The organism is Sulfitobacter sp. JL08, assembly GCF_003352045.1.
Classification (GTDB): Bacteria; Pseudomonadota; Alphaproteobacteria; order Rhodobacterales; family Rhodobacteraceae; genus JL08.
On sequence record NZ_CP025815.1, the window covers coordinates 2,783,898 to 2,795,767 of the forward strand.

The following is an 11,870-nucleotide window of genomic DNA, read 5'->3' on the forward strand; positions in this document are numbered from 1 at the left end:
AAATCGCCCTGATCTTATCGTGCAAGGGCCGTAACGTCACCTAAAAAACGCAAAAATGACACAAAATATGGGCGATTTTTTGCCGGTAAATCCATGATTTCGAAGTTTGCGCCATATCTTGCGTCTACCAGTTGTCGCGGAACCATTTTACCGCGCGTTTCAAAGACCGGGCCGGATATCGATCAACCGGAATGTCAAAATCCCACCACTCGTCCTGTGGGTGTGCTGCAAACAGGCACAGGCCCACGGCGCTGGCGAATCCGGGGCCGGTTGCCGCCTGTGGCAACCCGTGCACCCGAAGTGGCCGGCCCAGCCGTACCTGCTGCCCGAGTATTTTGCTGGCCAATCCGTCAAGCCCGGGTATCTGGCTGCCCCCGCCCGTCAGCACGATCTGCTGGCTGGGCAGATGATCAAAGCCCGCCGCATCCAGCCGCGCGCGCACCTCTTCCAGAATTTCTTCGACGCGGGGGCGCATGATCCCGATCAGCTCTGCCCGGCTGACGGTGCGCCTATCATGTTCCCAATCACCGGTTTCGCCGCCGATCTCGATCATTTCACGATCATCCATACCGGTGGCATGGACACCGCCATAAAAGGTTTTCAGCCGCTCGGCATTTGTTGTCGGAATTTGCAGACCCATCGAAATATCCGATGTCACATGATCCCCGCCCATGCGGACCGCATCGGAATAGATCATGTGTTTCTTGATAAAGATCGAAACACCCGTGGCCCCGCCCCCCATATCAATACAGGCGGCCCCCAGTTCCTGTTCGTCTTCAACCAGTGATGAAATGCCCGACACGTAAGCCGACGATGCAATCCCCGCCAGTTCCAGATCACAGCGGCTGACGCAATGGGCCAGATTCTGGATCGCTGCGGCATCAACCGTCAGCATATGCATATCCACAGACAGGGTTTGCCCCAGTTGTCCGCGCGGATCCGACAGGCCCGAACGGTGATCCAGCGCAAAGTTCACCGGCTGCGCGTGCAGCACCTCGCGCCCTTCGCCGTATTCCGGCAGATCGCAATCGGCCAGCACCCGCGCGACATCCTGCTCGGTGACGATCTGCCCTTCCAGTTCAAGCTGCGCATCCAGCCCGTAAGACCGCGGTTCAGCCCCCGAAAAACAGGCGATCACGTGATCAACACGGATGTTCGCCATTTTTTGCGCCGCTTGCAGCGCCGTACGTATGGCGCGCTCGGTTTCCTGCATCGCGACAACTTCGCCGAATTGCACACCGCGCGACCGCGTCGTTGCCGCCCCGATCACCCGAAACCCGGACTGGCCCGCCAATGATCCGATCCCGCCCGCTTCGTCCAAGGGGCCGGACGTGCCGTCAAACCGCAGCACGAGACAGGCAATCTTGGAACTGCCGACATCCAGAATGGCGACGACCCCGCGCTGCATTGCAAGTTTGCGCATGTGACGCATTGCACGTTGGGATTGGTAAAGGTCGATCATTGAGAGAGTCCATCGTTACTGAGTTGTCGGATGCGCCACCATTCCGAAACGGCAGCCTTGTTCATGCGCAGCGTCGGGCGGGCGGCAATACGCATATCCACCGCGGCCAGATCACGCTCCAGAATGTCCTGCGCCTCGCTTAAGGCGATGACGCGTTCCAGCGCCTGAACCGGCGCGTTTTCGGGCAACAGGATGCGCTGGTCACGATCCAGAACGACATCCCAGCGCCGTTCACCCACACGCACCAGCCCGCGCAACCGGCCCGCCAATGGCTGGGCCGCGCGAAACAGCCGCATGGCCTCTTCCACATGTGCATCGGCATTTTCGCCTGCGATCAGCGGCAGGTCTGCATATTCGGAACGCGATGCCGCCTGCGTCACAAGCACGCCCGCGTCGTCCAGCACCTGCAGCCCCTCTCGGGTCCGCCACATAACGGCCGGCATGCGCTCGATCACATCCACTTGCAACACGCCGCCCGGGCGGATGCGCACCGTTGCCTCCCTGACGGGATCAAGATCCGAAATAGTCTTGCGGATTTCTTTCAGGTCCAGATCAAAGGAGCTGACCGGAAAACTGATTGGCACAACTTCGCGGATTTCGCCCGCCACCTTGTAACCGGCACCGTCGACAGCCATCAGCTGCACCATGAACTCGGGGCGGGTTTCCACGCTGTTGCGCGCCTCAGCCACCGAAGCGGCAATGCGATCGCGGCGGGTTTCATCAGAAAAGTAAAATCCGGCAGCCCCCAGCGCCAGCAGGAACGGCATCCCGACACGAAACATCAGCCGGACGCCGGGTGTCAGGATCAGGCGCTGATAGCGATAGGACCAGCGCGACGGCGCCGGATCGCAGGGAATGCTTTCTGATCTTTTGCGCAAAGCTGTTAACGGTTGCATGAGGCATCCTCGACCATCCAGCGGCACAGCTCTCCAAAGCTTACTCCGCACGCCTGCGCCTGCTCGGGGCTGAGCGACGTGTCGGTCATGCCCGGCTGCGTGTTGGTTTCCAGAAGAACAAGACCATCCGCGCCGCGCGTTTCATCCCAGCGGAAATCGGTTCGGCTGACACCGCGACACCCCAGTGCACTGTGTGCTCGCACTGCAAAATCAAGGCACATGCCGAAGATGTCGGCAGGCAGATCCGCCGGAACCACATGGCGCGACCCGCCGGGCTTGTATTTCGCGTCATAATCGTACCAGCCGTCGGTCAGGATATCGGTGACGGTCAGCGCTTTGCCGTCCATCACCGTGGTTGTCAGTTCCCGCCCCGGCGCGAACGCCTCGACCATCACGTGTTCCGGCATGGTGTCGGCCAGTTGCGGCGGACCGTTGGCAGCCTCGTGCACCAGATAGACACCCACGCTTGAGCCTTCGGCGTTCGGCTTGACCACATAGGGGGGCTGCATCACGTGCGAACGGCGTACATCGCATGCAGACGCAATGATGCTGTCCACCACCGGCAACCCGACTGTCTTGTAAACCTGTTTGGTGCGCTGCTTGTCCATCGCCAGCGCGGATGCCAGCACACCTGAATGCGTGTAAGGCAACCCAAGCCATTCCAGCAGACCCTGAACACATCCGTCTTCGCCCCAACGGCCATGCAGGGCGTTAAAGACAACATCGGGATTGTGCGATTGCAAAACGGAACACAGGTCGCGGCCGGCATCGACCTCGATCACCTGATATCCCTGGTCCCGCAACGCAGCGGCGCATGCACGCCCTGAAGACAGGGACACTTCGCGCTCTGCCGAAGGGCCACCCATCAAAACTGCCACTGTCGGGGACGTCCTGCTCGACTGACCCACTTTCGTGCCTCTATGTCCGGGCCTTAAGACCCTGTTATTGCGCCGCTCCCTTTTGGGTTATCCGGCTCCGCCTTTTGGGATCGCATCACCGATCCGCATAATTTCCCATTCTAACGTGATCCCACTGGAATCGTAAACCTTTTTTCGCACGTCTTCGCCCAATCCTTCCAGATCGGCGGCTGTCGCGCCGCCGGTGTTGATCAGAAAGTTCGGGTGCATCTCGCTCATCTGCGCGCCGCCGCGCCGCGCACCGCGCATTCCGGCCTTGTCAATCACCGCCCACGCCTTGAGATCATGCACGTCATCCGCCCGCCCGGTTGAGCTGAAACCCGCCGGATTGCGAAAGGTCGAGCCTGCCGACCGTTCTTTTGTCGGTTGTGTCGCGTCCCGTTTGGCCAGTTGGCCGGCCATGCGCGCGTGCAAATCTGCGGGATCACCGGTCGGGGCGGCAAATGTTGCCTCGAACACCACCCACCCGTCGGGCAGGACGGTCTGGCGATAGCGGAATTTCAGATCATCAGCCGTCAGCGTGACAATGCGCCCGTCACGCGTAACGGCGCGCGCGCTTTGGAAGACATCTGCCGTATAGTGGCCGTAACAGCCTGCGTTCATCCGCACAGCACCTCCGATGCTGCCGGGAATCGTGCGCAGGAATGTCAGATCAAGCCCCGCGTCGGCCGCCTTGCGCGCCACGTGCGCATCCAGCGCCGCCGCCCCGGCTGTAACGGTGTTTCCGTCGATCCGGATATCATTGAACCCACGCCCCAAACGCACCACCACGGCGCGCAATCCGCCGTCGCGCACGATCAGGTTTGAACCAACCCCCATGGGAAAGACCGCGATACCGGGATCAAGGGCCGCCAGAAAGGCGGCAAGGTCATCGGCATCTTCGGGCTGAAACAGGAAATCCGCCGGCCCGCCAACGCGCAGCCACGTCAGATCGGACAGATTGCGCGCCTCGCTCAACCGGCCTCTTGGTGTCGGCAGTGCCGTCACGAACCGTGATCCGGATTTGACGGGTCAGGTTTCTTGCGGCCCCGGATCAGACGGGACAAGCCGCCAAACATCAGGCCGACAACATAGGCAGCACAGCCATAAAACAGAACCGCCAGCTGCGATGTAAGAGCGGGCGGATCCAGCGGAGATTCCCCCACGCCGTATTTGATCCAGACCGCGTGAAACAGAATGGCAAACAGGAAAAGAAAACCGAACAGCCTGCGATTGCGCCGCCACCCTGCAACAAAGGACAGCACGATCCAGATGATAAAGGTCAGAACGACCCCGCCCAGAACTTCCGCAACTTCAATCATGTTTAACCCTTTCCCATGATCCGCCCTACCCCCCAGGATGCAAGCGCGCCTCCACAAAAGGCCGGCAGTGCGAAATACAGCCAGAGCGACAGAAAAATCCGCCGGTCAAATGATGGTGTGCTCAATGCCAATAGAAACAAAACCACACTCAGCACAATCCACAGAACCAGCAGGATGCGCAACAAGCGGGTCAAGCCGAAATAACGCGCACTGCCTGTGATCAAGGCCGCAATGGCAGCCGTGGCCGCCATAAACAACAGGGCCTCAACTGCCATGGCGCCCGGCCTTACGCAACCAGCGCGTCAGGTAGATCACCGGCCAGCGCAAAACGCTAATGCCTGCGACCAGCACGAACAGCCCCACCCACGGTCCATTCTGATAGGTCACATATCCCAATAGCGGGATCCCGATGGCGATCAGGATATAGGCATTGCGCCAGTGGTTGTCGCGGCTGGGTGTCATCGCCAGAACATTTGCGATCACGGCCCACATACAAGCCAGAATAAGGGAATACGTCATTTTGGAACCTCGGGATGGCGGCCACGGAAACGCTGATAGAAATAACGCAGAGGATTGCGGAACATCGACACAAAGGCAGCCGCCCCCAACACGGAAAATTCCCATCCGTATTGCAGGCCGATCAGAAAGATCAAAACCGGCGCCATCAACAACAGCGCAAAACCGGGAACATACTGGTATCGCATCGGCAGCATTGCAACCACCGCAGACGCCAGAGCCCAGAGACAGGCAAGTATCAGGACGATATTCATGCCGCTCCCGCCCAAATCAAACCCGTTAACGACTGAACAACGACGCCATACACTGCCAGCAATCCGGGTCCGATCCGACGCTGTAGTGTATCTCTCATACCGCTATCCCTTGGCCAGCCGGTCTGGTAAACCGTGGGCCCATGCACTGATGGTGCCCGCCCCTAGGCAAACGACCATATCACCGGGGCCGGCCTGTTCACGCACAAGACGGGCCAGATCGTCTTCGTTGTCGATGGCGCGAGCGTGGCGGTGCCCGTAGCGGATTAGACCCGACACCAGATCGTCGCGGCTGGCCCCCGCGATGGGGTCTTCGCCAGCTGCATAGACATCCGCAATCGCAACGACATCCGCGTCATTGAAACAGGCACAGAAATCATCAAACAGAGAATGCAGCCGCGTATAACGGTGCGGCTGGTGGATCGCGATCACGCGACCTTCGGTTGCCTGACGCGCGGCGCGCAAAACCGCTGCTATTTCAACCGGGTGGTGGCCATAATCGTCGATAATGGTAACGCCGTCGACTTCCCCCACTTTGGTAAATCGCCGGTTCACACCGCCAAAATTTGCCAACGCGGTGCGGATTTCATCCTGTTTCATGCCAAGATGGCGCGCCACTGCGACCGCCGACAGGGCATTGGATACGTTATGATCGCCCGGCATCGGCAATGTGCAGCCTTTGATCAGTTTGCCCTCGGCTTGCAGCGCGATATCGAAATGCGCCACGCCGGCTTTGTATTTCAGGTTCACGGCGCGCACATCGGCCTGTGCGTTGAACCCGTAGGTGACAATCCGCCGGTCAGTAACCTTGCCCACCAGCGCCTGCACTTCGTTGTGATCGGTGCAGCAAACCGCGACCCCGTAAAACGGGATGTTGGATACGAAATCCAGAAACCCCTGCCGCAGCGTATCAAAATCGCCCCAGTGTTCCATGTGTTCGGGGTCGATATTGGTGACAATGGCGATGGTTGCGGGCAACCGGTTGAACGTGCCGTCGCTTTCGTCTGCTTCGACGACCATCCATTCGCCCTGCCCCATGCGGGCGTTCGACCTGTAGGCGTGGATTATACCGCCATTCACCACCGTCGGATCAAACCCGCCTGCGACCATCAATTCGGCCATCATGGTCGTCGTTGTCGTTTTGCCATGGGTGCCCGCCACGGCGATGTTTGATTTCAGCCGCATCAATTCCGCCAGCATTTCGGCGCGCCGCACGATCGGCAGGCCCAGGCGCCGCGCCTCGTCCAGTTCGGGATTGCCTTTCTTGATCGCCGAGGAAATCACAACAACCTCGGCACCTTCCAGGTTTTCGGGCCGCTGGCCTTCGAAAATTGTCGCACCACTTGCAGCCAGCCTGTCGGTGATCTTGGATGCCTTTAGGTCAGAGCCCTGCACCGTGTAGTCAAGGTTCAGCAACACTTCGGCGATGCCCGACATCCCGATTCCGCCGATTCCGACAAAATGGATCGGCCCCACATCACCGGGAAGTTTGGTGGCTGCATTCATCAATCAATCTCCTTGCTCAGGGACAGAACCATATCGACCAGCCTGTCCGTGGCATCGGCACGGCCAGCGCCCAGCACGGCATTTGCCATTTTCGTGGCGCCTTTGGAATCGGAAAAAACAATTTCGATCTGTTCGGCCAGCGCATCGACCGTCAGCGCCTTTTCCGGAATCAGAATGGCCCCACCCGCCTGCACCAGTCCGCGCGCATTTGCGGTTTGATGATCGCCTGCCGCAGCCGCGAACGGGATCAGGATCGACGGGCGACCGATCACCGTAAGATCCGCAATCGTGGAAGCACCCGCGCGGCTGATCACCAACTGGGCTTCGCTCATCCTGCGGGGTACGTTCTTGAAAAAGGGCTGCACTTCGGCATCAATGCCATGTTCGGCATAAAAATCTGCAACGCGCTGGCCGTCTTCCTCGCGGGCCTGATGGGCAACACGGATGTTCTTAAGCCATTTCACCGGCAAATTGGCCAAGGCAGGCGGCACCACATCAGACAGAATGCGCGCACCCTGACTGCCGCCCATCACCAGAACGGACATCGGATAATCGCCCGGTGGAATATAGGGCGCGCCTGCACGTTCCAGAATGGCCCCGCGCACCGGGTTGCCCACATGCACACCTTCTGCGCCTTCTGGCAGGTCTGTTGGCCAGACACCGCATGCCACCGCATCAACCTTGCGCGCGAACAGTCTATTCACCTTGCCCAGCACACCGTTCTGTTCATGGATCATACGCGGCCTGCGCAACAAGAACGCCGCCGCCATGGCCGGAATGGTTGGATATCCGCCAAAGCCCACCACGATAGCAGGGCGATCCTTGACCATCTTGAACGTCGCGGCAAGGATACCCGCCGCCAAGCGGAACGGAACAATCGCTTTTTGCACAACACCGCCGCGGGCAAATGTTGCGCTGCTGATCTGTTCGATCTCAGTTGTATCGGGAAATCCGCCCGTATAGCGCGCACCGCGCGCATCCGTCGAAAGTTTGACCCGCCAGCCGCGCCCCGTCATCGCCTCGGCCAGTGCCTGGGCGGGAAACATGTGGCCGCCAGTGCCGCCTGCCGCGATGACGATCAGTGGCCCATCACGCATGACACCCACCAAAGCGGTTTTCGCGCGCGTTCATCGCAGCCCGCTCCTTAGCAGATCGCCGATGCCGCCTTGCGGGCGGGTGCGGGTGAAGGCCAGCAAAATACCAACCGCAATGCCGCCCGCAATCAGGGAGGATCCGCCGTAACTGACAAACGGCAATGTCATGCCCTTGGCTGGCAACAACCGGACGGCCACGCCCATGTTGATCATGGCCTGCACACCAAAAATACACGCCATTCCGGTACCGGCCAACCGGATGAACGGATCACGTTCCCGCATCAGCCGCAAAAGCGAACGGACCACAACAATCGAATAAAGCGCAATGATGACCAGCACCAGAACAAGGCCGTACTCCTCGGCGGCGACGGCCACGATGAAATCCGTGTGCGCATCGGGAAGCGACCATTTGACTTCGCCCTCGCCAACACCCACGCCGAACAGACCACCTTCGCGAATGGCGTTAGTTGCATATCCCAACTGGGTTGTCGGGTCTACGTCCGGCGACAGAAAGCCATCAATTCGGCGGGCAAAATGTTCTGAATTCGAATAGGCAACCGTGCCGGCCAGAATGACCAGACAGGCCATGCCCACCAGCAACAGCATCGGCGCACCTGCAACGAAATACATGACGCCCCAGCCGAACAACACAAGACACGCCTGTCCAAAATCAGGCTGCAAGGCCAGCATCAGAACGATCGTGATACACAGGACAAACGACCAGGTTCGCCCGGGCGGTCCGTTGATTTCCTGGCCTGCGGCCATCATCCACGCCGCCACAACGACAAATCCGGGCTTCAGAAATTCCGACGGCTGGATCGAGGCAAACCCAAGAGAGTACCAGCGCATGGCCCCTTTGCCGAAATCGGTGCCGAAAACCGGCAGGAACGCCATCGCAACAAAGGCCACAAGAAAACCGATGACTGACAACCGGCGCACCACCAGCGGCGTCATCATGGATGTCAGAAACATCGCTATCAAAGCCAGACCGCCAAAAAACGCCTGCCGCTGAACATAATGGAACGGTTCAAACCCGTTCTTGGCTGCCAGCGGCGGCGATGCCGCCAAACCCAACAGAATTCCGATCGCGAAAAGGATCAGAACACAGGACATCGACCATTTGTCGATGGTCCGCCACCATTTTGGTAAAATTGGTTCGCCGTCCCGCATAGGAACCGCGCCATAGACCATTTCCGTCATGGATCACCGCCGATCACTGCCTCAACATCGTCCCTTTTCGGGATCTGAGGCAGAGTTTAGCGCGAAAAACATCGTTGCGCCAGTGTCTTCCTCTTGCACTGGCGCAAGAAGCGCGTCACCTGCAAGGTTATGAGGACACGCTTGCACTTCGAAACGGTGATCATTGGTGCCGGAGCCGCCGGAATGATGTGCGCCGCCCATGCCGGCGGATCGTGTCTGGTGATTGATCACGCCAAGGCCCCGGGCGAAAAAATCCGAATATCAGGCGGCGGGCGCTGCAACTTTACCAATCTTTACGCCAGTCCGGAAAACTTTATCTCGGGCAATCCGCATTTCGCGAAATCGGCGCTGGCGCGATACACGCAATGGGATTTCATTGATCTGGTTGCCCGTCACGGTATTGCCTACCATGAAAAAACGCTGGGCCAGTTGTTTTGCGACCACTCTGCCAAAGACATCATTGCGATGCTTCTGGCCGAAATGAAAAACGCGGATGCCGCGCTTGAACTGAACACATCTGTGTCGCGCATTGCGAAATCGCCGCAAGGTTTTGATCTTGATCTGGGCGACGGGCGCAAGATATCTGCCACAAACGTAGTGATCGCAACCGGTGGCAAATCCATTCCGAAAATGGGCGCTTCGGGCTTTGCCTATGATATTGCGCGCCAGTTCGGCCTGCCGGTAACCGAAACCCGCCCCGCACTGGTGCCGCTGACCTTTCCGGACGGGCGATTTGCGCCGCTTGCCGGTGTCGCAACCCCGGCACGCATACACAATGCGCGTGCAAGTTTCGACGAAGCGATGCTGTTCACCCATCGCGGCCTGTCAGGACCGTCGATCCTGCAAATCTCGTCCTACTGGCGCGAAGGCGAAGAGATTTGCGTTGATCTGCTTCCCGGTATCGATCTGTTTGAAAGGTTGCGCACTCAACGCCAGACCGGCGGGCGGCGCAATCTGACAACGGAACTGGCGCAGGTTCTGCCCACACGGCTGGTCGATCATCTGGCGCATTTCATGCCCATGGGTGGCAATCTGGCGGACCAGTCGGATGCCGCCCTGAAAGCGTTGCAACATGATCTGAAAAACTGGCGCATCACTGCCAATGGATCAGAAGGATACCGCACCGCCGAGGTGACGCTGGGCGGCATTGATACCGATGCGCTGGATGCAAGGACCATGCAAAGCAGATCGGTGCCGAACCTCTATTTCATCGGTGAAGCGGTCGATGTGACCGGCTGGCTGGGCGGCTATAATTTCCAATGGGCATGGTCATCGGGCTGGGCCGCTGGTACCGCCATCGCCGCCGCTTAGGATCACCCCAGCCTTGCCTTGACCTGCGCGATAAAATCCTCTCCGCGCCGCTCGAAACTGTCATATTGATCGAAACTTGCCGCCGCAGGGGCCAGCAACACGGTTTCGCCCTCTTGTGCATCGTCAATCGCGCGGGCCACTGCGATATCCATCGTATTGCACACCTCGGCTTCAACGTTCAGTTGCATCGCGAAGGCCGCCGCCTCGCGCCCGATCACATAGGCTTTGGCGACTTGGCTGGTCGCATTCTTCAACCCGTCCAGCCCGCCTTCTTTTTCCAGACCGCCGCAAATCCAGCGAATGTTCTGAAAGGCGCTTAGCGCTTTGGCGGCACTGTCGACATTGGTGGCCTTGCTGTCATTCACAAAGGTCACACCATCCGCCTGCGCAATGATCTGGCTGCGGTGCGGCAGCCCCGCAAAGCTGTGAAAGGCCGCTTCGATCACTTTGGGCGCAAATCCAAGTGTGCGGCAGGCGGCATAGGCAGCACAGGCGTTCTGATGATTATGCGCGCCGGGCAATCCGGCGATACCGCGCAGATCGACAGAACCAACCTGCCGCCCGTTGCGATGCTCTGAGAGGAACCCCTTGCGCGCGAAGACATGCCAGCCCGGCCCGGACAGTTTTTGCCCGGACGATATCCGGATCACCCGATCATCCCCCGGCCCTTCGGACAGTTGCCCGGCAAGATACTGCCCTTCCGGTTCATCGACACCGATAACGGCACGATCCGGCCCGCCTTCTGCAAACAGGCGGCGTTTGGCGGCAAAGTATCCGCCCAATCCCGCATGACGATCCAGATGATCAGGGGACAGGTTGGTAAAAACAGCAATGTCGGGCGTCAGCGCGCGGGCCAGTTCCGTCTGGTAACTGGACAGTTCCAGAACAACTACCTCACCATCGATTGCGGGATCGATATCCAGCACCCCGCGCCCGATATTTCCGGCCAGTTGGGCAGGGCGCCCGACATGGGTCAGAATGTGATGAATCAAGGCCGATGTCGTGGATTTTCCGTTTGATCCCGTCACCGCGATCACCCGCGGGGCGGTATCGAAACTGTCCCAGTCCGATGTCGCGAACGAGCGGAAGAACAGACCGATATCGTTGTCAACCGGCACGCCCGCCGCCTGCGCAAGGACCACAACAGGGTGCGGTGCCGGATAAAGATGCGCAATTCCGGGGGACACGATCAGCGCCGCTGCGTCATCAAAAGCGCCCTGGTTACGCAAATCGACGATATCCAACCCTTCTGCTTGCGCCTTTGCGCGGGCATCGGCATTGTCATCCCAGCAGATCGCATGCGCCCCGCCCGCCCGCAAAGACAGCGCGGCACTCAGACCAGAGCGCCCCAACCCCAGAACAGCCACAGTTTTTCCGGCAAATCCCTGGGTTGCGATCATTGGTTTTGTCTCAAAC

General features: G+C 59.4%; 13 protein-coding genes. 1 reads left to right on the forward strand and 12 read right to left on the reverse strand.

From position 1 onward, the window contains the following. Positions 1–124 precede the first annotated feature (124 nt). From ftsA to ftsW, 11 genes are all read right to left on the reverse strand, one after another. Positions 125–1,462: a cell division protein FtsA gene (ftsA, locus tag C1J05_RS13660; RefSeq protein WP_114870739.1), complete on the reverse strand. Its 1,338-nt coding sequence runs from the start codon at positions 1,460–1,462 to the stop codon at positions 125–127. After that, positions 1,459–2,358 carry a cell division protein FtsQ/DivIB gene (locus C1J05_RS13665; protein ID WP_114870740.1) on the reverse strand — a complete coding sequence of 300 codons (900 nt, stop codon included), beginning with the start codon at positions 2,356–2,358 and terminating at the stop codon, positions 1,459–1,461. The genes ftsA and C1J05_RS13665 overlap by 4 nt, the downstream gene beginning before the upstream one ends. Continuing rightward, the gene (locus C1J05_RS13670) at positions 2,346–3,224 is read right to left on the reverse strand and encodes a D-alanine--D-alanine ligase (protein WP_254684801.1); all 879 of its coding nucleotides are present in this window, start codon (positions 3,222–3,224) and stop codon (positions 2,346–2,348) included. The genes C1J05_RS13665 and C1J05_RS13670 overlap by 13 nt, the downstream gene beginning before the upstream one ends. Positions 3,225–3,323: 99 nt before the next feature. Further along, positions 3,324–4,262 carry a UDP-N-acetylmuramate dehydrogenase gene (murB, locus tag C1J05_RS13675; protein WP_114870742.1) on the reverse strand — a complete coding sequence of 313 codons (939 nt, stop codon included), beginning with the start codon at positions 4,260–4,262 and terminating at the stop codon, positions 3,324–3,326. Beyond that, entirely contained in the window at positions 4,259–4,576 is a 318-nt protein-coding gene (locus C1J05_RS13680) for a hypothetical protein (protein ID WP_114870743.1), read from the reverse strand. The genes murB and C1J05_RS13680 overlap by 4 nt, the downstream gene beginning before the upstream one ends. 2 nt (positions 4,577–4,578) lie before the next feature. Continuing rightward, positions 4,579–4,851 (reverse strand): hypothetical protein, encoded by a 273-nt coding sequence (locus tag C1J05_RS13685; RefSeq protein WP_114870744.1) that lies wholly within the window; start codon positions 4,849–4,851, stop codon positions 4,579–4,581. Then, complete coding sequence (locus C1J05_RS13690; RefSeq protein ID WP_114870745.1) at positions 4,841–5,095, reverse strand: DUF2484 family protein; 255 nt, start codon at positions 5,093–5,095, stop codon at positions 4,841–4,843. The genes C1J05_RS13685 and C1J05_RS13690 overlap by 11 nt, the downstream gene beginning before the upstream one ends. Beyond that, positions 5,092–5,346 carry a DUF2484 family protein gene (locus C1J05_RS13695; RefSeq protein WP_205388949.1) on the reverse strand — a complete coding sequence of 85 codons (255 nt, stop codon included), beginning with the start codon at positions 5,344–5,346 and terminating at the stop codon, positions 5,092–5,094. The genes C1J05_RS13690 and C1J05_RS13695 overlap by 4 nt, the downstream gene beginning before the upstream one ends. A gap of 102 nt (positions 5,347–5,448) precedes the next feature. Further along, complete coding sequence (gene murC / locus C1J05_RS13700; RefSeq protein ID WP_114870746.1) at positions 5,449–6,849, reverse strand: UDP-N-acetylmuramate--L-alanine ligase; 1,401 nt, start codon at positions 6,847–6,849, stop codon at positions 5,449–5,451. Next, entirely contained in the window at positions 6,849–7,946 is a 1,098-nt protein-coding gene (gene murG / locus C1J05_RS13705; protein ID WP_114870747.1) for an undecaprenyldiphospho-muramoylpentapeptide beta-N-acetylglucosaminyltransferase, read from the reverse strand. Before murG ends, murC begins: the two co-directional genes overlap by 1 nt. Positions 7,947–7,976: 30 nt before the next feature. Then, positions 7,977–9,143: a putative lipid II flippase FtsW gene (ftsW, locus tag C1J05_RS13710; protein ID WP_114870748.1), complete on the reverse strand. Its 1,167-nt coding sequence runs from the start codon at positions 9,141–9,143 to the stop codon at positions 7,977–7,979. Positions 9,144–9,272: 129 nt separating this feature from the next. On the opposite strand from ftsW, the gene C1J05_RS13715 reads away from it, so the two are divergent. Continuing rightward, positions 9,273–10,454: an NAD(P)/FAD-dependent oxidoreductase gene (locus C1J05_RS13715; RefSeq protein ID WP_441351667.1), complete on the forward strand. Its 1,182-nt coding sequence runs from the start codon at positions 9,273–9,275 to the stop codon at positions 10,452–10,454. A 2-nt stretch (positions 10,455–10,456) separates the two neighbouring features. Here the strand turns inward: C1J05_RS13715 and murD are convergent, their stop codons facing one another. After that, positions 10,457–11,854 carry a UDP-N-acetylmuramoyl-L-alanine--D-glutamate ligase gene (gene murD / locus C1J05_RS13720; RefSeq protein WP_114870749.1) on the reverse strand — a complete coding sequence of 466 codons (1,398 nt, stop codon included), beginning with the start codon at positions 11,852–11,854 and terminating at the stop codon, positions 10,457–10,459. Positions 11,855–11,870: the final 16 nt, after the last annotated feature.